Origin of the sequence: Sphingomonas phyllosphaerae FA2 (genome assembly GCF_000427645.1) — a bacterium.
In the GTDB taxonomy this organism is placed as follows: domain Bacteria; phylum Pseudomonadota; class Alphaproteobacteria; order Sphingomonadales; family Sphingomonadaceae; genus Sphingomonas; species Sphingomonas phyllosphaerae.
The window spans coordinates 2,457,350-2,478,307 of sequence record NZ_KE386571.1 but is presented as its reverse complement, the minus strand read 5'-3'; the positions used below and the strand labels follow the sequence as shown (position 1 = coordinate 2,478,307).

The window sequence follows — 20,958 nt, the reverse complement described above, 5'->3', positions numbered from 1 at the left end:
GTTGCTGTACTGGATCGCCGAACAACTCGGTTTCGCGGGCGGGTTCAACCTGATCCGCTATCAGACGTTTCGCGCCGGTGCGGCGATCGCGACCGCGCTGCTGATCGGCCTGATCATCGGTCCGCGCTTCATCGGCTGGCTGCGCGTCCGGCAGGGCAAGGGCCAGCCGATCCGCGCCGATGGCCCGCAGACGCACCTCACCAAGCGCGGGACGCCGACGATGGGCGGGCTGATGATCCTCACCAGCCTGGTGCTGTCGGTGCTGATCTGGATGGACCTGCGCAACCCGTTCGTCTGGGCGTGCCTGTTCGTCACGCTCGGCTTCGGCGCGATCGGCTTCCTCGACGATTACGACAAGGTGCGAAAGGCGAGCACCGCGGGCGTGTCGGGACGTGTGCGGCTGTTGCTGGAATTCGGCATCGCAGGCGTTGCGGCGTGGATCGTGATGCAGGAAAACGGCTCCGGCCTCTATTTCCCGTTCACCAGCCGCTATTTCATCGACCTCGGCTATTTTTATCCGATCTTCGCCGCTTTCACGATCGTGGCGTTCGGCAATGCGGTGAACCTGACCGACGGGCTCGACGGGCTGGCAACGATGCCGGTCATCATCGCCAGTGTCGCGTTCCTGCTGATCGTCTATCTGGCGGGCAACGTGAAATTCGCCGACTACCTCGGCATCCCGCACGTACCGCGTGCGGGCGAGTTGGCGATCTTCTGCGGCGCGGTGATCGGCGGCGGGCTGGCGTTCCTGTGGTATAATGCACCACCCGCGGCGGTGTTCATGGGCGATACCGGCAGCCTCGCGCTGGGCGGCGCGCTCGGCACGATCGCGGTGGTCGCGCATCACGAGATCGTGCTGGGAATCATCGGCGGGCTGTTCGTGGTCGAGGCGCTATCGGTCATCATCCAGGTGTTCTGGTACAAGCGCACCGGGAAGCGCATCTTCCGCATGGCGCCGATCCACCACCATTTCGAGCAACTGGGCTGGAGCGAGCCGACGGTGGTGATCCGGTTCTGGATCATCTCGCTGGTGCTGGCGCTGGCCGGGCTGTCGACGTTGAAGCTGCGATGATCGTCTCGCGCGCCTGGGCGGGGAAACATTATGCGGTGCTCGGGCTGGCACGCTCGGGCGCCGCGACCGTTCGTGCGTTGCTTGCGGGCGGCGCGACGGTGGCGGCGTGGGATAGTGATGCGGAGAAGCGGGCCGACCTCGAAGGCGCGACCTTCTCCGACCTCGACACAATCGATCTTGCCACCGTCGACGCGCTTGTCGTTTCCCCCGGTGTACCGCTCAACACGCACCCGCTCGCCGCGAAGGCGCGCGCGGCGGGCGTGCCGATCATCGGCGACATCGAGCTGTTCGCGCAGGCCCGCGCCGATCTGCCCACGCACAAGGTCGTCGGGATCACCGGCACCAACGGCAAGTCGACCACGACGGCGCTGGTCCACCACATCCTCGACACCGCCGGCATCCCCACGCTGATGGGCGGCAACATCGGCCTGCCGATCCTCGCGCAGGCGCCGTTGCCGGAAGGCGGCGTCTATGTCCTCGAACTGTCGAGCTACCAGATCGACCTGACGCAGACGCTCGACTGCGACGTCGCGGTGCTGCTCAACGTCACCCCCGATCATCTCGACCGCTACGACGGCTTCCACGCTTATGCCGCCAGCAAGGCGCGGCTGTTCGCGATGCAGTCGCCCGCGCACCTCGCGATCGTCGATTACGAAGCGGAAGCCGAGCATGACGTGCTCGCCGACGCGCCCGAGGGGCTCAACGTCCGTTTCATCGATGGCGTGCCGCTGCCCGGCGATCAGGCGCGCTGGCCGTCGCTGCAAGGCCCGCACAACGAACAGAATGCCAAGGCCGCGGTCGCGGTCGCCGAGGCGTTGGGGGTCGATGCCGACACGATCGAGCGCGCGCTCGAAACCTTCACCGGCCTGCCGCATCGCATGGAGCGGATCGCGACGCTGAACGGCGTGGCGTGGATCAACGACAGCAAGGCGACCAATCCCGAAAGCGCCGCCCCCGCGCTCGCCGCTTTCCCGCGCATCCACTGGATCCTGGGCGGCAAGGTGAAGGGCGACGATCTCGACGCCTGCGTGCCGCATCTCGGCAATGTCGTGCGCGCCTATACGATCGGCGAGGGCGGGCCGCGCTTCGCCGCGGTGCTGCGCGGACAGGTGCCGGTCGCCGAGGTCGAGACGCTGGAGCGCGCGGTGAAGCTGGCGGCGCAGGAGGCGGAGCGCGGTGACGTGGTGCTGCTGTCGCCCGCCGCCGCCTCGTTCGACCAGTTCCGCGATTTCGAGCAGCGGGGCGCGGCGTTCCGCGCGGCGGTGGAGGAGCTGGCATGAGCGCGACCCGAACCGAGCCCGCCCGTCCCGGCGTCTCGCTGCGCAACCGCGGCGGACGCGGCGATCCGTCGCCGCTGGGGACGTGGTTCTGGGACATCGACCGCGTGCTGCTGCTGCTCGCCTTGTTCCTGATCGCGATCGGGCTGATCGCGGTCGCTGCCGGCTCGCCGGTCAGCGCGACGCGCTATTCGGGCGAGCATCTCCATTTCGCGCCGCTGCATTATTTCTGGCGGCAAGTGATGTGGGTGGCGGTGTCGCTGCCGGTGCTGTTCGGCGTGTCGATGCTGCCGCTGACGATGGCACGGCGCATGTCGCTGATCGGTGCGGCGGTGTGCGTCGCGTTGATGGTGTTGGTCCCGTTCGTCGGGGTCAGCGTCAACGGCGCGCGGCGCTGGGTGGGGTTCGGCTTCGCGCAATTCCAGCCGTCCGAATTCCTCAAGCCGTTTTTCGTCGTGACGGTCGCGTGGCTGCTGTCGTTCAAGTCGCGTGATGCCGAATTGCCGGTGACCGCGATCACCGCCGCCTTGACCGGCTTGATCGCGATGCTGCTGATGCTCCAGCCCGATTTTGGGCAGACGGTGATCTTCTGCCTGATCTGGCTGGCGCTGGTGACGATTGCGGGAACGCCGACGCGGGTGATCGTCGGCTTCCTGTCGATGGTGCCGGTCGCGCTGGTCGCAGCCTATCTGTTCTACAGCACCGCGCGGAAGCGGATCGACGCCTTCCTGTTCCCCGGCGTCGAGGGTGAGGGCGCGGCGGATCACTTCCAGACCAACGCCGCGCATAACACGCTGACCTCGGGCGGGTGGTTCGGGACCGGGCCGGGCGCGGGGACGGTCAAATACGGACTGCCCGAGGCGCACACCGACTATATCTTCTCGGTGATCGGCGAGGAATTCGGGTTGCTGGCGTGCATGATCGTCGGGCTGGCGTTCCTCGCGATCGTGGTGCGGGTGTTCGTCAAGCTGCTCGACGAACAGGATCCGTTTCGCCTGCTCGCCGCCTCCGGGCTGGCGGTGCAGTTCGGCGCGCAGGCGCTGATCTCGATGGCGGTGAACACCGGGCTCGCGCCGTCGAAGGGGATGACGCTGCCGTTCATCAGCTATGGCGGATCGTCGATGGTCGCGCTGTCGATGGGGATGGGGCTGCTGCTCGCCTTCACGCGCCGCAACCCGTTCCTGCTGCGCAGCCCCTATATCGCGCAGCAACGCTGGAGCGCCGAATGACGCAGGTCCGCGACTTCCGCCCCCGCCACTACGTGCTCGCCGCCGGCGGGACCGGCGGGCATATGGTGCCCGCCGCCGCCCTGGCGGCCGAGTTGATGAAGCGCGGGCACCGTGTCGCGCTGGTCAGCGACGCGCGCGGGGTGCGCTTTCCGGGGCTGTTCGAGGGCGTGCAGACGCATGTCATCCCCGCCGGCCGGTTCGCGGGCGGGCCGCTCGGCTGGGCGAAGGCGGCGCGCTTGATGGTGGAGGGGCGCAAGTCCGCGCGCGACCTCTATCGCACGTTCAAGCCGGCGGCGGTGATCGGTTTCGGCGGCTATCCCGCCTTCCCGGCGCTGTCGGCGGCGTTCGCCGAGAAGATCCCCACCGCGGTCCACGAGCAGAACGCCGTGCTGGGGCGCGTCAATCGTTTGGTGGCGGGGCGCGTCGATGCGATCGCGACCAGCTATGCCGAGACCGAGCGGCTCAACCCGCGCCACCGCCACAAGGCGCATCTGATCGGCAATCCGGTGCGCGAGAGCGTGCTGGCGTTGCGCGCCAAGCCCTATCCGGTGCCCGACGAGGACGGCATCTTCCGCGTGCTGGTGACCGGCGGCAGCCAGGGCGCGTCGGTGCTCAGCCAGGTGGTGCCGGACGGGCTCGCCCTGCTCCCGGTGGCGTTCCGCCGCCGGTTGCAGGTGACGCATCAGGCGCGGATCGAGGATATTGATGCGGTGCGCGAGAAATACGCCAGCCTCGACATCGCCGCCGATCTCGCCACCTATCTCCCCGATCTGCCTGAGCAATTGGGCTGGTCGCATCTCGTCATCGCGCGCGCGGGGGCGTCGACGATCGCCGAACTGACCGCCGCCGGCCGCCCCGCGATCCTCGTGCCGCTGCCTTCCGCGACCGACGGCCACCAGACCGCCAATGCGCGCGAGATCACCGAAGCGGGTGGCGCGCGCACGATCCAGCAGACCGCCTTCACGCCGACGGAACTCGCCAAGCAGATGCAGAAACTCGGACTCGACCCCGAAGCGCTCGGCAATGCCGCCACGCGCGCACGTTCGTGCGGCGCGCCCAATGCCGTCACCGACCTCGCCGATCTGGTCGAAAGCCTCGACGCGCCGCGCGCGCGGGTGATGGTGGGCAAGGCGCAGCCGCGGAAGGCGTTCGCATGAAGGGGGTCGCGACCGATATCGGGACGATCCATTTCGTCGGGATCGGCGGGATCGGCATGTCGGGCATCGCCGAGGTGATGCACAATCTTGGTTATAAGGTGCAGGGCTCCGACGTCGCCGAGGGCTATGTGATCGAGGGGCTGCGCGCGCGCGGCATCGCCGTGACGATCGGGCATGACGCCGCCAACGTCGAGGGGGTTGCGGTGGTCGTGACCTCGACCGCGGTCAAGCGCGGCAACCCCGAGGTCGAAGCGGCGCTGCGCAACCGGATCCCGGTCGTGCGGCGCGCGGAGATGCTTGCCGAGCTGATGCGGCTGAAGTCGACCGTCGCGGTCGCGGGGACGCACGGCAAGACCACGACGACCTCGATGGTCGCGGCGCTGCTCGATGCCGGCGGGGTCGATCCGACCGTCATCAACGGCGGGATCATCAACAGCTATGGCTCGAACGCGCGGCTGGGCGCGAGCGACTGGATGGTGGTCGAGGCCGACGAGAGCGACGGCAGCTTCCTGCGGCTCGACGGCACGATCGCGGTCGTCACCAACATCGATCCCGAGCATCTCGACCATTATGGCAGCTTCGACCGCGCTAAGGACGCCTATGTCGAGTTCGTCGAGAACGTGCCCTTCTACGGCGCGGCGCTGCTGTGCCTCGACCACCCGGAGGTGCAAGCGCTGATCCCGCGCGTCCGCGACCGGCGGATCGTGACCTATGGTTTCGCGGCGTCGGCGGATGTGCGCGGGGTCAATGTCACCCCCTATCCGGGCGGCAATCGCTTCGAGGCGCAGGTCCGCGCGCGCGACGGCGCGGTGCGCTCGATCGAGGGAATCGATTTGCCGATGCCGGGGCGGCACAACGTCCAGAACGCGCTCGCCGCGATCGGCGTCGCGCTGGAGCTGGGGATCGACGACGCGACGATCCAGAAGGGCTTCGAGCGTTTCTCGGGGGTCAAGCGGCGCTTCACCAAGGTCGGTGAGGTCCATGGTGCCACGATCATCGACGATTACGGGCATCACCCGGTCGAGATCCGCGCGGTGCTCGCCGCGGCGCGCGAGAGTGCGCAGGGGCGCGTGATCGCGGTCGTGCAGCCGCATCGCTACTCGCGGCTCGGCAATCTGATGGAGGACTTCCGCGGCGCGTTCAACGACGCCGATCAGGTCTATGTCACCCCGGTCTATGCCGCGGGCGAGGCGCCGGTGCCCGGCGTCGACGCCGAGGCGCTGGTCGCGGGGCTGCAGGAGCGCGGGCATCGTCAGGCGGCGGTGGTGGCGGATGCCGCCGCGCTCGCCGCGGTGCTGCGCGACGAATTGCGCGCGGGCGATCAGGTGATCTGCCTCGGCGCGGGCGACATCACCAAATGGGCGGCCGGGCTCGCCGCCGCGATCGGGGAACGCGCATGACCAACTGGTTCGACGCCGCGCTCCACTGGCAGAAGCAATTGCTCGACACCCAGCGCAGCGCGCTGGAGGCCGGTCGCCACGCCAACGACGCGGGCGCGGCGCTGATCGCGGCGCAGGAGGCGACGCGGCGGGCGGGCGAGGCGAACATGGCGGCGTGGCAGGCATGGGCGCAATTGTGGCGGGCCGGGCCGTGGTGAGCGCGCTTCCCGAGGTTCGTGGGCGTTTGACGCCGCACGCGCCGCTGGCGCCGCTCGTCTGGTTCAAGGCGGGCGGGGCGGCGGAATGGCTGTTCGAGCCCGCGGATGCCGACGACCTGTGCGCGTTCCTTGCGGCGCTCGATCCGGCGGTGCCGGTGATGGCGCTCGGGCTCGGCTCGAATTTGATCGTGCGCGATGGCGGGGTGCCGGGCGTGGTGGTCCGGCTCGGCAAGCCGTTCGCGACCGCCGCCGCGCTCGACGACGTGACGCTGCGCTGCGGCGGCGGGGCGAGCGGTATTCTGGTGTCCTCGACCGCGCGCGATGCGGGGGTGGCGGGGCTGGAGTTCCTGCGCTCGATCCCCGGCACGGTCGGCGGGTTCGTGCGGATGAATGGCGGGGCCTACGGGCGCGAGACCGCCGACGTGCTGGTCGAGGCCGAGGTGGTGTTGCGCTCGGGCGAGCGGCGGACGCTGGCGGCGGGCGACCTCGGGTACACCTATCGGCATTCTGATTTGCCGGAGGGCGCGGTGGTGATCGCCGCGACCTTCCGTGGTGCGCCCGGTGAGCCTGCCGCGATTCAGGCCGAGATGGACCGGATCGCCGCCGCGCGCGAGGCGTCGCAGCCGTTGCGGTCGAAGACGGGCGGGTCGACGTTCAAGAATCCGGATGGGCACAAGGCGTGGGCGCTGGTCGATGAAGCCGGGTGTCGCGGGCTGCGGCGTAGGGATGCGCAGGTGAGCGAGAAGCATACGAACTTCCTGCTTAACCTCGGTGCTGCGAGCAGCGCGGATATTGAGGCGCTGGGTGAGGATGTCCGGGCGCGCGTGAAGGCGGCGAGCGGCGTGGAACTGGAGTGGGAGATTCAGCGGGTGGGTTTGGTGTGTGACGAGAGCCCCCGCCCCTTCGGGGAGGGGGTTGGGGGAGGGGCCGGTGTCTCACCGAGCCCGACCTCTCTGCGAGGCACCGACCCCTCACCCCAACCCTCTCCCCAGAGGGGAGAGGGAGCATGACGGCGCTGCATATCGCGGTCCTGATGGGCGGCTGGTCGGCCGAGCGCGAGGTGTCGCTCTCTTCCGGCAACGGCGTCGCGGCCGCACTCGAATCGGTCGGCCACCGCGTCACCCGCATCGACATGGGGCGCGACGTCGCCGCCAAGCTGGCCGACGTGCAACCCGATCTGGTCTTCAACGCGCTTCACGGCACCCCCGGCGAAGACGGCAGCGTGCAGGGCCTCATGGACCTGATGGGGCTGCGCTACACGCATTCCGGGCTCGCCACCTCGGTGATCGCGATCGACAAGGTATTGACCAAGCAGGTGCTGGTCCCCGCCGGCATCCCAATGCCGGGCGGCCGAATCGTGAAAAGCGCCGATATCCACGACGCCGATCCGCTGCCGCGCCCCTATGTGCTGAAACCCGTCAACGAGGGCTCGTCGGTCGGGGTCGCGATCGTTACCGATGCGGGCAATTACGGCAACCCGATCGCGCGCGACGCGACCGGGCCGTGGCAGGAATTCGACGAGCTGCTCGCCGAACCCTATGTCCGCGGCCGCGAGCTGACGACCGCCGTGCTCGGCGATCGGGCGCTCGGCGTCACCGAGCTGCGCCCGAAGTCGGGCTGGTACGATTACGACGCCAAATATACCGACGGGATGACCGACCATATCTTCCCGGCCGAGATCCCGGACGAGATCGCGCAGGCGTGCATGGCGCTGGCGTTGCAAGCGCATCGCGTGCTCGGCTGCAAGGGCACCAGCCGTTCGGACTTCCGCTGGGACGACGAGCGCGGCGTCGACGGGCTGTTCCTGCTCGAAGTGAACACCCAGCCGGGGATGACTCCGCTGAGCCTCGTTCCCGAACAGGCGCGGCATACCGGCATGAGCTATCCGCAGCTGGTGCAGGCGATCGTCGATGAGGCGATGGGGTCATGAGCCGCACGATCAAGCGCGGCGCCGCGCCGCCGGGGCGCCGCCCGACCCCGAACCGTCGCCGCGTGCCCAAGGCGTCGCTCGGCGACCGGCTGCTCGCCAAGATGCCGATCAGCGAGGACGCGCTGCGCAGGGCGGTGACGTGGACGGTGCTGGGCGGAGTCGGCGTTGCGACGTTGTTCGTCGCCAACCTGCTGGGCGTCCCGCAGGCGATCGGCGCGGGCGTCGCCGAGGCGGCGGGCCGCGCCGGCTTGCGCGTCGAACAGGTCGACATCACCGGGCTGAAGCGGATGGACCGCGAGACGGTCTATGCGGTCGCACTGGAGGATCAATCGTCGCGCGCGATGCTGCGCGTCGATTTGGAACGCGTCCGCGACCGGTTGCTCGCCTATGGCTGGATTTCCGACGCCTATGTCGCGCGGCGGCTGCCCGACCGGCTGGTGATCCACATCACAGAGCGTGAGCCGGCGGCGATCTGGCAGGACAAGGGGCAGTTGACGCTGATCGACGCGACCGGGCGGTTGCTTGCGCCGGTCGACTCGTCGCGGATGCCCGATCTGCCGCTGGTGATCGGCCCGGGCGCGAACCAGCAGGAGCCGGGCTACCAGGCGCTGCTCGCCGCCGCGCCCGCGCTGCGCCCCCGCATCCGCGCCGCCACCTGGGTCGGCAACCGCCGCTGGGACCTGACCTTCACCACCGGCGAGACGCTGGCGCTGCCGCAGGACGGCGCACCGCAGGCGCTCATCAAGTTCGCGCAGATGGACGGTGCGGACCCGTTGCTCGGCAAGGGCTGGCTGCGGTTCGACCTGCGCGACCCTGCCAAGATGTACGCGCGCCGCGCGGGGCAGGACAAACAACAGGTCGCCGACGACGGCCGCAACGACCCGCCCGCCGATGCCGCGGCCGCGACGGGGAACAACGTGATCGGCGACAACGACCGAACGATCGAGGCGCGCGCCGGGGAAGCGTTGCGCTCCGGCGAAGCATGAGGGGGTAGAGCGATGGCGAAGGTAGCACCTGACGGCCTGATTACCGCGCTGGACATCGGATCGTCCAAGGTATCGGCGATGATCGCGCAAAAGGGCGATGGCGGCGAACTCAACGTGCTCGGCACCGGCCAGCGCGAAAGCCGCGGCGTCAAGCGCGGCTATATCGCCGACATGGGCGCGACAGAGGTGGCGGTGCGCGAAGCGGTGGAGCAGGCGGAGCGGATCGCCGGCTTCAACATCGAGAACGTCTGGGCAGGCTTTTCGGCGGGCGGGCTGGTCAGCGACGAGGCGTTCATCGAGGCCGAACTCGGCGGGATGCGCATCGAACAGGCCGATATCGACGCCTTGCTCCACGAAGGGCGACAGTCGATCGACCCGCAGGGGCGGATGGTGCTCCACGCACAGCCGGCGCTCTATACGCTCGACGGGCTGACCGGGGTGAAGAAGCCGCTCGGGCTCCACGCCGACCGGCTCGGCGTCCATATACATGTCATCGCCGCCGACGGCTCGCCGGTGCGCAACCTCGACCTGTGCGTGCGGTCGGCCCATCTGGAGGTGAAGTCGATCATCGCGAGCCCGGTCGCAACCGGGCTGGCCTGCCTGACCTATGAGGAACGCGATCTGGGCGTGGCGCTGGTCGAGATCGGCGCGGGGATCACCAACGTGTCGCTGTTCGCGGGCTCGATGCTGGTCGGGCTAAAGTCGATCCCGTTCGGCGCGGCCGACATCACCGACGATATCGCGTCGGCCTTCGGCACCACGCGGTTGCAGGCCGAGCGGATCAAATGCTTCCACGGCTCGGCCAACGCGTCCCCGCGCGACAATCACGAGATGGTGACGATTCGCGAGCGGACGCAGGAAGAGGATTCGGAGGCGCTCCAGATCACCAAGGCGGCGCTGATCGCAGTGATCCGGCAGCGGCTGGAGCATCTGGTCGGCGAGATTCAGGCCGCGCTCAAGGAACTCAAGTTCGAGGGGCCGGTTGGTCGGCAGGTGGTGCTGACCGGCGGCGGTGCCGAATTGAAGGGCATCGCCGATTATGCGCAGCAGGCGCTGGGCCGATCGGTGCGGATCGGTCGCCCGCGCGGGCTGACCGGACTGCCGGAGGCGCATGCCGGCCCGGGTTTCGCGACCCTGGCGGGCCTTGCGTTTTTCGCGGCCAGCGATCCCATCGACCTGCGCGGCCTCGCGCCGACGCAGCAGATGGTCCACCGTCAGCGCGGCCTGCGGGGCTTCTGGAAGCTCGTTCAGGCCGCGAAGGCGAATTATTGACGCGACAACAGGGCGGTTGACGGTGTTTCCTCTTTCACCTGACGCCCGCATGTTGCACATCGGTGTAAACGGCCCGTTATGAACCATGCGATGCGGGCGGACGGAGTAATGTTGCGATGAGCATCGAATTCATCACGCCCGATCTGGACGACCTGACCCCGCGGATCACCGTGATCGGCGTCGGCGGGGCCGGCGGCAATGCGATCGCGAACATGATGCGCGCGGACGTGCAGGGTGTGAACTTCCTGGTCGCGAACACCGACGCACAGGCGCTCAAGCAGTCGGAGGCGGAGCAGAAGATCCAGCTCGGCGCGAAGATCACGCAGGGGCTCGGCGCGGGCAGCCGCCCCGAGATCGGGCGCGCCGCCGCGGAAGAGACGATCGAGGAACTGGGCCGGCTGCTCGAGGGCAGCCACATGTGCTTCATTGCCGCGGGCATGGGCGGCGGCACCGGCACCGGCGCGGCCCCGGTCATCGCCAAGGCGGCGCGTGACATGGGCATCCTGACGGTCGGCGTTGTCACCAAGCCGTTCAGCTTCGAGGGCAATCGCCGCTCGAAGTCGGCCGAGGCGGGTATCGAGGAGCTGCAGAAGTTCGTCGACACGCTGATCGTGATCCCGAACCAGAACCTGTTCCTGGTCGCCAATGCGAACACCACGTTCAAGCAGGCGTTCGAAATGGCCGACGAGGTGCTGCAGCAGGGCGTGCGCGGCATCACCGACCTGATGGTCATGCCCGGCCTCATCAACCTCGACTTCGCCGACGTCCGCTCGGTGATGCAGGAGATGGGCAAGGCGATGATGGGCACCGGCGAGGCGGAAGGCGACGACCGCGCACTGATCGCCGCGCAGAAGGCGATCGCCAATCCGCTGCTCGACGGCGTGTCGATGCAGGGCGCCAAGGGCGTGATCGTCTCGATCACCGGCGGCGACGACATGCGCTTGCTGGAGGTCGACGAGGCCGCGAACCACATCCGCGAGCTGGTCGACCCGGACGCGAACATCATCTGGGGTTCGGCGTTCAACCCGGAGCTGGAAGGCAAGATTCGCGTCTCGGTCGTCGCGACCGGTATAGAGAGTGTCGGTCAGGCGACCGCCCCCGCCGCCGCCAGCGCCCCGTCCGAGCCGCCGCGCACCTTCAGCTTCTCCGCGCCGCGCCGCACCGATGCCGCCCCGGCGCCGGTTGCCGCCGCGCCGGCCCCGACCCCCGCGCCGCAGCCGGTCGCCTATGAGCCGACCCCGGCCGTCCCGCCGCAGCAGCCGAGCGGCGCCGCCGCGGGTGCGATGGCCGAGGGCGTGCCGCCCGCGAACGGTGGCGTCGGTGTCGATCCGTCGCCCGCGCGTCCGGCTGAGGACGAACTGGTGCTGGGTGCCGAGTCGCTGATGCCCGCGCCCGCCGCCACGCCGCCGGCCGGCGAGGCGCAGCGTCGTCGCTTCCTGTCGCCGGGTACGCCCGAGGAGGAGACGCCGGCACCGGCCGCGCCACGCGTCAAGCTGGGCGGGACGCTGTTTGAGCGGATGCAGAACGCCACCCGCAACGCCGGTGGCCGTGCCGCCGAGGACGACGGCCGCGAGCCCGGCGACCTGCCGCGCTTCCTGCACCGCCAGAACAACCAGTAACCTTGTCACCGGCGGTGTGCGGATCGACCGTGCACCGCCGCTCAGGCTCGCTTCGTCGCAGGCGGGCCAGCCGTGTCATTGCCGGTTCGGCACCGAACGGCTCTATGGCGCGATGACCCCCCGTCCGTTCGCCCTCGTTGCTGCCGCCATCGCGGCCTTCCGGGGGACGGACGCGCTGCGCAGGGTTTCGACAATTCTTTCTTCCGGTCCGTCCGGCCCGCTCGCGGGTCGCGACGGGGAGCTTTACGCATGACCCATGTCGCTCGATCGCGATCGGGACGTTTCCATCTCGCCCATTGCCTCGCCGTGTTGCTCGCCGCCGGATCGATGACCGCGGCCGGCAGTGCGGTCGCGCAAGAAGTGGTCGCCACCCCCAATCCCGATGCCGATCGGCTTGCCGATGTCGTGCGCCGGCTGGGCAGCGCGCCGCGCGACCTGTCCGCGCTGATCGAGGCGGGCGACCTGTCGTTCGCACTCGGCGATGCCACCGCCGCCGCCGCGCTGTACAAGCGCGCGGAAGCGGTCGATCCGAACAACGGTCGCGTCAAGGCGGGGATCGCGCGCATCCTCGTCAACGGCGAGCGGCCGGGCGAGGCGTTGCGCTATTTCGAGCAGGCGCAGCGCCACGGCGCGCCGATGCCGCTATATGCCGACGACCGCGGCCTCGCCTATGACCTGATCGGCGAGCAGGAGCGCGCGCAGCAGGACTATCGTCTCGCCTTGGCGCAAGGTGGTCAGGAAGCCGCCCGGGAGGACGAGATCCGCCGCCGCTACGCGCTGTCGCTCGGTATCTCGGGGCGCCGTGACGAGGCGCTGGCGCAGATCGAGCCGTTGCTGCGCCGTCAGGATCGCGGCGCGTGGCGCGCGCGCGCCTTCATCCTCGCGATGAATGGCGACGTGTCGGGCGCGAACAAAATCGCGACCAGCATGATGCCGCGCGGCATGGCCGGCGGTCTGGCGGCGTTCTTTCAGCGATTGCCGACGCTGTCGCCGGTCGACCGTGCCTTTGCGGTCCATTTCGGCGAGGTCGCGCCCACTCCGGCGCGGCTGGCCGACGCGCGGATGGTCCCGTCGCTGACCCCGCTCGCCGGCACGCCCGCCCGCACGCAGGTCGCGGCGGTCGCACCGACGATCCAGCCGCTGCCGACGCCGCAGAAGAGGCTGTCGCGCAGCGAACAGCGCCGTCGCGACCGCGCCGAGGCACAGCTGGCGGCAGCGAACACGCGTTCGCCGGTGCCGACCCCCGCCGTCGCCACGCCGACACCGACGCCGGCGGCAACCGCGCCCGTCCAGCAGGCGGCGGCGGAAACGCCGCGCCCCGCACCGCAATCCTCGATTGAGCCGGTGCGGCCGGCGAGCCAGGTCGCCGCCGCGACTCCCATGCCGGCGCCCGCTCCCGTTCAAACCTCGGTCGCGCAGAACCAGCCGGTGCCGGCGCGGACGATCACGCCCGCACCGCAGGTCGCCGCCGCGAACACTACGCCGCCGCGCCTTGAGGTCACGCGCCGCGCGCCGCCGCTGCGCGTCAGCCCGCCGCGGATCAGCGAGGATTCGATCCTCGCGCGAATCGTCGCGGGCATCTCGGTTCCCGCCGCCGAACTTGGTGTCGCGCCGATGCCGGGCACACAGCGCCTCCCGGTCGTCGCGCCGCCGGCCCCGGCCGCCGCGACGCTGGAGGATGCCGCGCAGACCGCCGAGCGCAACGCCGCTGCCGATGAGCAGAAGCGCACGAAGCTCGCCGCTGCCAAGCGTCTGTCGCAAAGGGCGGTTCTTGCGGCCGAGCAGCCCGAGGAAAAGACAGCCGCCAAGTCGCTCGACCGCAAGGCGCGCGCGAAGGAACTCGCCGCCGAAAAGGGCCGCAAGCCGGTCGCCGCGGAGGACACCGCGGAGAAGCCGGCCGCCAAGCCGCTCGACCGCAAGGCCCGCGCCAAGGAACTCGCCGCCGAAAAGGCGAAGAAGGAAGCCGCCGCCAAGGAAGCTGCCGAGAAGAAGGCCGCGCGCGCCGAGCCGGCGCGGATCTGGGTGCAGGTCGCCAGCGGCGCGAACGCCGACGACATGCCCAAGGCGTGGAAGAATGCGCAGGCCAAGGCCGACGCGCTCGCGGGCAAGCGCGCCTATACCGTCCCCAACCGCGCGACCAACCGGCTGGTCACCGGCCCGTACAAGACCGAGGCCGAGGCGCGCGCAGCGGTCAACGCGTTGAAGAAGCAGGGCCTGTCCGCCTTCACCTTCACCAGTGAGGCCGGGCAGAAGATGACGAAGCTGGGCGGCAAGTAACATGACCGCGCGCGCGCCGTGGGCGGCCGACCCGGCGCGCAGCCGTGGCCGGTTGCACGCCGAGGAAAGCGCCGATCGCGGCCCGCGCGACGCGTTCCAGCGCGACCGCGATCGGATCATCCATTCGATCAGCTTTCGCCGGCTGCGCCACAAGACGCAGGTCTTCCTCGCGCCGGATGGCGACCATTTCCGCGTCCGCCTGACCCACAGCCTCGAGGTCGCACAGATCGGCCGGACGATCGCGCGCGTGCTGGGGCTCAACGAGGATCTGACCGAGGCGCTCTGTCTCGCGCACGACATCGGCCACCCGCCGTTCGGCCACGCCGGCGAGGATGCGCTGCGGCAGGCAATGAGTGCGGCGGGCGGATTCGATCACAACGGCCACACGCTGCGCACGCTGATGCGGATCGAGCGCCCTTATCCGCGCTGGCCGGGGCTTAATCTGACGTGGGAGACGCTGGAGGGGCTCGCCAAGCACAACGGCCCGATCGCGGTCCCGGCGTGGGCGCTGGCGGAGGCGGATGCCGAGGCGGCGCTCGACCTGACCAGCCATGCCTCGCTGGAGGCGCAGGTCGCGACGCTGGCCGACGACATCGCCTATGACAATCACGACATCGACGACGGCTTGCGTGCCGGGCTGCTGACGCTCGAGCAGATCGAGGCGGTGCCGCTGGTCGCGGACGGCTGGCGGCGCGTGACCGCGCGCTTCCCGGACGTGCCGCGCGACCGGCTGGCGGGTGAGTTGATCCGCAGCCAGATCGGCGCGATGGTCAACGACCTGATCGCCGAATCGCGCACGCGAATCGCGGCGGCAGGGGTGGAAAGCGTCGAGGACGTGCGCGCGGCGGGGCGTCCGCTGATCGGCTTCTCGCCGGCGATGGCGGCCGCGGAGCGCGAGTTGAAGCGCTTCATGTACGCCAATCTCTACCATCACCCGCGGCAACTGGCGGCGGCGACGGCGGCGCAGCGCGTGGTATCGGGGCTCGTCGCCGCCTATCGCGACGATCCGCGGTTGCTGCCGGAAGAATGGCGCGACCGGCTTCCCGAAGGCGAGCCGGCGATCAGCCGCCACATCGCCGACTTCATCGCCGGCATGACCGATCGATACGCGATCTCGCGCTATCGCGAGATAGTGGGTGAGATCGATCTGCCCGAGGGCTTCTGACCGACCGACGTCATTGCGAGCGTAGCGAAGCAATCCAGAGCGTCCTGATCCGGCCCTGGGATTGCTTCGCTACGCTCGCAATGACGTGAACCTTTCGTCGTCCCGAACTTGATCCGGGACCCCGCTTCTTCTTCTGACCGTCGCCAGTAGAAGCGGGATCCCGGGTCAAGCCCGGGATGACGGGCTATTTCAGCTATCCACCTCCCCGGTCACACCCGGGGCGACGGGTAGATCAGTTCGCCGCTACCGACACCGGCGCCAGCGGACGGGTGGTGCGGAACGACACATCGCGGCCATTGGCCTGACCCGACACGCGCGTGCCCTTGACGGTCAGGCGGAAGCGGCCGGCGCTGCTGCCGACTTCATGGCCCTGGATCAACGTGGTGCCGTCCTGGTTCGGGGTCAGCGAATAGACATAGGTGTGCCCGTCGCGGGTGAAGCTGCGCTCGGACGTCGCGGCGGCGGCAACGGCGGGGACCAGCGCGGCGGCGGTCAGGACGAGGGCGATCGTGGAGCGCATGGGTCGGTTCCTTGTCTGGAGATGATGCGGTGCAGCATCCATGCTGCGTTGCAACAGCGCAATTGTCGGTCGCGCATTCGTCGTTGCGGCTGCTGCAATTAGCGGGGTCGTCGTGCATTTTGCGTCCGCGCCGCCCTTGGGCTAAGCGGCGCGCATGACGCTCTTCACCCGTTTCACCGCCCATGTTGATGCCGCGCTCGACGCGCTGACCGCCGCCGGCACGCTCCCGGCGGACCTCGATCGCCGCAACGTGACGGTCGAGCCGCCGCGCGATGCAACGCACGGCGATCTGGCGACCAACGCCGCGATGGTGCTTGCCAAGCCCGCCGGCACCAACCCGCGCGCGCTGGCCGAGGCATTGGCGGGCGAGCTGCGCGCGCTGCCCGAAGTGGCCGACGTGTCGGTGGCCGGGCCGGGCTTCATCAACCTGCGCCTCCACGATGACGTGTGGCGCAAGGAGATCGCGACGATCGTCGGCGAGGGCGGCAATTATGGCCGCTCGACGCGCGGGCAGGGCGTGTCGGTGAACATCGAATATGTCTCCGCCAACCCGACAGGCCCGATGCACATGGGCCATTGCCGCGGCGCGGTGGTCGGCGATGCGCTCGCCAGCCTGCTCGAATTCGCCGGGCACAAGGTGATCCGCGAATATTACGTCAACGATGCCGGCGGGCAGGTCGACGTGCTCGCGCGCTCGGCGCACCTGCGTTACCGCGAGGCGCTTGGCGAGGACGTCGGCGCGATCCCCGAAGGGCTGTATCCGGGCGATTACCTCGTGCCGGTCGGTCAAGCGCTCGCGCAGGAATTCGGTGACCGCTACGCCGCCGCGCCCGAGTCCGAATGGCTGGCGCTGTTCCGTACCCGCGCGGTCGCGGCGATGCTGGTGCTCATCAAGGACGATCTCGCGCTGCTCGGCATCCACCACGACGTCTTCTCGTCGGAAGCGGAGTTGCAGGCGGCGAAGAAGCCCGAGGCCGCCGAGGCGGTGCTGCGCGCGCGCGACCTGATCTACGACGGCGTGCTCGAAGCGCCCAAGGGCGAAACCCCCGACGATTGGGAGCCGGTCGAGCTGCCGCTGTTCCGCTCGACGCAGTTCGGCGACGATCAGGATCGCCCGATCCGCAAGTCGAACGGCAGCTGGACCTATTTCGGCGCCGACATGGCCTATCACTTCCAGAAGGCGGAGAGCGCCGACCAACTGATCGACATCTGGGGCGCCGACCATGCCGGCACCGTCAAGCGCATCCAGGCGGCGGTCGCCGCGCTGACCGAGGGCAAGACGCGCTTCGACGTGCGGCTGGTTCAGATGGTGCGGCTGCTGCGCGGCGGCGAGCCGGTCAAGATGTCGAAGCGCGCCGGGAATTTCGTGACACTGGCGGACGTCGTGCGCGAGGTCGGCAAGGACGTCGTACGCTTCACGATGCTGACGCGCCGCTCGGATGCGCAGATGGATTTCGACTTCGCCAAGGTGGTCGAGGCATCGAAGGAAAACCCGGTTTTCTACGTCCAATATGCGCACGCCCGCGTCCATTCGCTGCACCGGCGCGCGGCGGAGGCGGGTATTTCGGCCGCAGATGCCGATCTGTCCCGTCTCGATACGGAAGAATTGGCGCTGGTAAGGCTCGCCAGCCAGTTCCCGCGCGTGGTCGAAACTGCCGCGGCGGCCCGCGAGCCGCATCGCATCGCCTTCTATCTCTATGATCTGGCAGCGGAATTCCACTCGCTGTGGAACGCCGGCAACGACCGCCCCGACCGCCGCTTCCTCGTCCCCGACGATCACGCCGTCACCGCAGCACGGCTGGCGCTCGCCGCCGCGATCGGCCAGATTATCCGAAACGGCCTCGCCATCATGGGGGTAGAGGCGGTGGCGGAGATGCACTGATGCGAGAGGGGGAGCCGATCGGCCGGTTAAGCGACGCGGATCGCCTGCCGTGGCTCGATACCGTCGAGGCCGACGATCCCTATGCGGTGCCGGTCGGGCGGATCGTCGCGCTGGTCGCGGTCGGCCTGCTGGTGCTCGGTGCGATCCTGTTCGGCCTGTATCGCTGGCAGTTCGCGGGCAGCGGCGGTGACGGGCGGCTGATCGCCGCGCCGGCCGGCGATTACAAGATCCGCCCCGACGAACCCGGCGGGATGAAGGTGATCGGCGAGGGCGACTCGGCGATCGCCGCCAGCGCCGGCAGCCATACCGACGCCGCGATCGATCTCGCCCAGGTGCCCGAAGCGCCGGTGGCGCGCGCTACCGCTCCCACGCCGGGTCCAAGCACAGCCGCCAGCGGCGCGCCGACCGCCAGCGTCGCGGTGCCGCAGGCCGCCGCACCGCTCCGCGCGCAACGCCCGGTCAGCGCCCCTGCAACGCAGGTGTCGGGCGCGTCGTCAGGCGGCGCGATGGTCCAACTCGGCGCTTTCCCCAGTCAGGCGGTCGCGAACGGCGCGTGGAGCCAGATCGCGCGCCGTTTCGGCTATGTCGCGACGCTGGAGAAGGTCGTGCAGCCTGCGGTGGTCAAGGGCCGCACCGTTTACCGCCTGCGCGTCAACGCCGGCAACGCCGCCACCGCTGCCGATCTCTGCGCACGGCTGAAGCTGGCGGGCGAGGGCTGTTTCGTCACCGGATAAGCCGGAAGACGCCGCGATCGGGCAGCCGTACCGAGAAGGTATAATGCATCCCGATCGCCACCTGTAGCTGCGTCGCCGAGTCAGCGCGGCGGATGATCGGCGACTCGGCGGCATCCCCGACCAGCCGTTCGTAGGTGGCTTGCGCCTCGATGCCCCAATGGCGCGAGATTTCCTTCGATGCGCTGCCGGTCAGCGCGACCGACCGCAGCCCAGCCTTGGGCGTATAGCGTTGCAATCCGGTCGCGAGGGCGGCGCGATCGTCGACCCCGAACCACGCGCGCTGATACCGCCCATCGCCCAGCAGCACGCGCGGGCCCAGCGATACCAGCCAGTCGTCGCCATCGCGGCGGACGTAATCCATCCCGAGCTGGCTGATCCAGCCCTTGTGGCCGTTCACGCCTTTGCGCACATCGCCGCGCCACCGGACTTGATCGCTGCTCCATGTCTCGATCGAGCCGCCCAGCTCCAGCGTCCGCCCGATACCCGGCAGCCCCGGCACGAGATCGTTGCCGCGCCGCCGCCCTTCGCGGCGCAGCGCGATCGCATATTCTGTGCGCCCGCGACGGAGCAGCGTCAGGTTCGTCCCGTCGTCGGGTGCGCCGAACGCGAACGGCGTGTCGCCGCGCGTCCGAGACAGGCTGAACCACGGGCTCAGTCGCCGCTGGTCGTCGCCGGGGAACCACGGCTGCCATTGCGGCCCGGCGGCGACCTGCACGCGCATCGGAACGCGTGGCGGGGGGACATCGTCGGGGGTGGTCGATTGCAGCGCGCCGGGATCGGCCGGCGGCGGCGCGTCCTGCGCCAGCGCGGCATGCGGCAGGGCAGCGACCATGAGGCAAGCCAGGCAACCCGAAACGCGCATCGTCTTCTCCTGCAATCGCGCCCATAGCTAGGCCGGACGCGCGGACTTCCAAAGTCATTTCCTCCACGCTGCGTTCCGCCCTAGAAGCGCGGGCATGAAGCCTGTGATCTTCGGCCTGTCCGGCCCCGTCCTCACCGCGGCGGAACGCGCCTTCTTCCACGCGGTGCGCCCCGCCGGCTACATCCTGTTCCGCCGCAACGTCGAGACGCGCGCGCAGCTGCGCGCGCTCACCGATTCGCTCCGCGAAATGGAGGGGCGCGACGATGTCGCGATCCTCGTCGATCAGGAGGGGGGACGCGTCGCGCGGCTCGGCCCACCGGAATGGCCGGCGTTCCCTGCGGGGCCTGATTTCGACCGGCTCTATGAACTGGCACCGATGTCGGGGATCGAGGCGGCGCGCGCCAACGGCCACGCGCTGGGGCTGATGCTGTCGGAGGTCGGGATCACCGTCGATTGCCACCCGATCCTTGATGTCGCACGCCCCGAGACGACCGAGGCGATCACCTGTCGCGCGTTCGGGCACGAGCCGATGCGCGTCGCCGCAATGGGCCGGGCGACGCTCGAGGGGCTGGCGGCGGGCGGTGTGGTCGGCGTCGTCAAGCACATGCCGGGGCACGGCCGCGCGCTCGTCGACACGCATTACCATCTCCCGACCGTCACTGCCTCCGCGGCGGAGCTGGAAGGCGACCTCGCGCCGTTCTGCACGCTGGCGCACGCGCCGATGGGGATGACCAGCCATATCGTCTATCAGGCCTGGGATGCCGAGCGGCCCGCGACGCTGTCCCCGGTGGTGATCGAGGAGGTGATCCGCGGGCGGATCGGCTTCGACGGGCTGTTGATGACCGACGATATCGACATGAAGGCGCTGTCGGGCTCGGCGGGCGACAAGGCCGCCGGCGCGATCGCGGCAGGGTGCGACGTGGTGCTCGATTGCTGGGCGCGGATGGCGGAGATGGAGGAGATTGCGGGGCGGCTGAGGGACATCACACCCGCGGCGCAGGAGCGGCTCGACCGGGCGATGGCGGGGCGGGTGGCGGCGACCGGTGAGATGGCGGCGTTGCTCGACAAGCGCGACCGGTTGCTGGGGTTGATCGAGGGGCAGGCTGAGCTGTCTCCCCAAACTTAGTCTATCCGTCGCCCCGGACTTGATCCGGGGTCCCGCTTCTTCAGGCGAAACGGTCGAACAGATCGAGCCAGTCGGGATTGTCCCGCTCGATCAACGCGAACTTCCATTCGCGGCGCCAGCGTTTGAGGCGCTTCTCATGCGCAATGCAGGCGTCGATCTGCTCGCTGGACTCGGCCCAGACCAGCCGGGTCAAACCGTATTGAGCGCAAAACGCCGAGCCTGTTCCGGCTCGATGCTGCGCTACGCGCGCGAT

At 69.5% G+C, this 20,958-nt stretch carries 19 protein-coding genes; 16 read left to right on the top strand and 3 right to left on the bottom strand.

What is annotated here, in order from left to right:
- The first annotated feature begins 1 nt into the window (after nucleotide 1).
- From mraY to SPHPH_RS0111920, 13 genes are all read left to right on the top strand, one after another.
- Entirely contained in the window at nucleotides 2-1,072 is a 1,071-nt protein-coding gene (gene mraY, locus SPHPH_RS0111980; RefSeq protein WP_028966902.1) for a phospho-N-acetylmuramoyl-pentapeptide-transferase, read from the top strand.
- Complete coding sequence (gene murD, locus SPHPH_RS0111975) at nucleotides 1,069-2,352, top strand: UDP-N-acetylmuramoyl-L-alanine--D-glutamate ligase (RefSeq protein ID WP_028966901.1); 1,284 nt, start codon at nucleotides 1,069-1,071, stop codon at nucleotides 2,350-2,352. Before mraY ends, murD begins: the two co-directional genes overlap by 4 nt.
- A complete protein-coding gene (locus tag SPHPH_RS0111970; protein WP_028966900.1) occupies nucleotides 2,349-3,578 on the top strand; it encodes an FtsW/RodA/SpoVE family cell cycle protein in 1,230 nt (409 codons plus the stop codon). Before murD ends, SPHPH_RS0111970 begins: the two co-directional genes overlap by 4 nt.
- Nucleotides 3,575-4,735, top strand: coding sequence for an undecaprenyldiphospho-muramoylpentapeptide beta-N-acetylglucosaminyltransferase (murG, locus tag SPHPH_RS0111965; protein WP_028966899.1), 1,161 nt, complete (start codon nucleotides 3,575-3,577; stop codon nucleotides 4,733-4,735). Before SPHPH_RS0111970 ends, murG begins: the two co-directional genes overlap by 4 nt.
- Entirely contained in the window at nucleotides 4,732-6,135 is a 1,404-nt protein-coding gene (gene murC, locus SPHPH_RS0111960; protein WP_028966898.1) for a UDP-N-acetylmuramate--L-alanine ligase, read from the top strand. The genes murG and murC overlap by 4 nt, the downstream gene beginning before the upstream one ends.
- Entirely contained in the window at nucleotides 6,132-6,332 is a 201-nt protein-coding gene (locus SPHPH_RS0111955) for a hypothetical protein (protein ID WP_037488517.1), read from the top strand. Before murC ends, SPHPH_RS0111955 begins: the two co-directional genes overlap by 4 nt.
- Nucleotides 6,329-7,342, top strand: a complete 1,014-nt coding sequence (gene murB, locus SPHPH_RS19640; RefSeq protein ID WP_420329291.1) for a UDP-N-acetylmuramate dehydrogenase — start codon at nucleotides 6,329-6,331, stop codon at nucleotides 7,340-7,342. The genes SPHPH_RS0111955 and murB overlap by 4 nt, the downstream gene beginning before the upstream one ends.
- On the top strand, nucleotides 7,339-8,262 hold the full coding sequence (locus tag SPHPH_RS0111945) for a D-alanine--D-alanine ligase (protein WP_202900662.1): 924 nt from the start codon (nucleotides 7,339-7,341) through the stop codon (nucleotides 8,260-8,262). The genes murB and SPHPH_RS0111945 overlap by 4 nt, the downstream gene beginning before the upstream one ends.
- Complete coding sequence (locus SPHPH_RS19635; protein WP_037488515.1) at nucleotides 8,259-9,248, top strand: cell division protein FtsQ/DivIB; 990 nt, start codon at nucleotides 8,259-8,261, stop codon at nucleotides 9,246-9,248. The genes SPHPH_RS0111945 and SPHPH_RS19635 overlap by 4 nt, the downstream gene beginning before the upstream one ends.
- Nucleotides 9,249-9,260: 12 nt before the next feature.
- A complete protein-coding gene (gene ftsA / locus SPHPH_RS0111935; RefSeq protein WP_028966895.1) occupies nucleotides 9,261-10,520 on the top strand; it encodes a cell division protein FtsA in 1,260 nt (419 codons plus the stop codon).
- Nucleotides 10,521-10,636: 116 nt separating this feature from the next.
- Nucleotides 10,637-12,139, top strand: a complete 1,503-nt coding sequence (ftsZ, locus tag SPHPH_RS0111930; RefSeq protein ID WP_028966894.1) for a cell division protein FtsZ — start codon at nucleotides 10,637-10,639, stop codon at nucleotides 12,137-12,139.
- A gap of 249 nt (nucleotides 12,140-12,388) precedes the next feature.
- Nucleotides 12,389-14,416 carry an SPOR domain-containing protein gene (locus SPHPH_RS0111925; RefSeq protein WP_081668613.1) on the top strand — a complete coding sequence of 676 codons (2,028 nt, stop codon included), beginning with the start codon at nucleotides 12,389-12,391 and terminating at the stop codon, nucleotides 14,414-14,416.
- A gap of 1 nt (nucleotide 14,417) precedes the next feature.
- Complete coding sequence (locus SPHPH_RS0111920) at nucleotides 14,418-15,581, top strand: deoxyguanosinetriphosphate triphosphohydrolase (RefSeq protein WP_028966892.1); 1,164 nt, start codon at nucleotides 14,418-14,420, stop codon at nucleotides 15,579-15,581.
- Between the two features lie 232 nt (nucleotides 15,582-15,813).
- Here the strand turns inward: SPHPH_RS0111920 and SPHPH_RS19630 are convergent, their stop codons facing one another.
- Nucleotides 15,814-16,101, bottom strand: a complete 288-nt coding sequence (locus SPHPH_RS19630) for a hypothetical protein (RefSeq protein WP_051272984.1) — start codon at nucleotides 16,099-16,101, stop codon at nucleotides 15,814-15,816.
- 154 nt (nucleotides 16,102-16,255) lie between these two features.
- On the opposite strand from SPHPH_RS19630, the gene argS reads away from it, so the two are divergent.
- Nucleotides 16,256-17,983 carry an arginine--tRNA ligase gene (gene argS, locus SPHPH_RS0111910; RefSeq protein WP_028966891.1) on the top strand — a complete coding sequence of 576 codons (1,728 nt, stop codon included), beginning with the start codon at nucleotides 16,256-16,258 and terminating at the stop codon, nucleotides 17,981-17,983.
- On the top strand, nucleotides 17,983-18,717 hold the full coding sequence (locus SPHPH_RS0111905; RefSeq protein WP_028966890.1) for an SPOR domain-containing protein: 735 nt from the start codon (nucleotides 17,983-17,985) through the stop codon (nucleotides 18,715-18,717). The genes argS and SPHPH_RS0111905 overlap by 1 nt, the downstream gene beginning before the upstream one ends.
- Here SPHPH_RS0111905 and SPHPH_RS0111900 read toward each other — a convergent pair.
- A complete protein-coding gene (locus SPHPH_RS0111900) occupies nucleotides 18,707-19,549 on the bottom strand; it encodes a MipA/OmpV family protein (protein ID WP_028966889.1) in 843 nt (280 codons plus the stop codon). The genes SPHPH_RS0111905 and SPHPH_RS0111900 overlap by 11 nt on opposite strands.
- A gap of 124 nt (nucleotides 19,550-19,673) precedes the next feature.
- Between SPHPH_RS0111900 and SPHPH_RS0111895 the strand changes: the two genes are divergently transcribed.
- Nucleotides 19,674-20,705 (top strand): glycoside hydrolase family 3 N-terminal domain-containing protein, encoded by a 1,032-nt coding sequence (locus SPHPH_RS0111895; protein WP_028966888.1) that lies wholly within the window; start codon nucleotides 19,674-19,676, stop codon nucleotides 20,703-20,705.
- A 40-nt stretch (nucleotides 20,706-20,745) separates the two neighbouring features.
- On the opposite strand, the gene SPHPH_RS19625 is transcribed toward SPHPH_RS0111895, so the two are convergent.
- Nucleotides 20,746-20,958 (bottom strand): GIY-YIG nuclease family protein, encoded by a 213-nt coding sequence (locus SPHPH_RS19625; RefSeq protein WP_238303312.1) that lies wholly within the window; start codon nucleotides 20,956-20,958, stop codon nucleotides 20,746-20,748.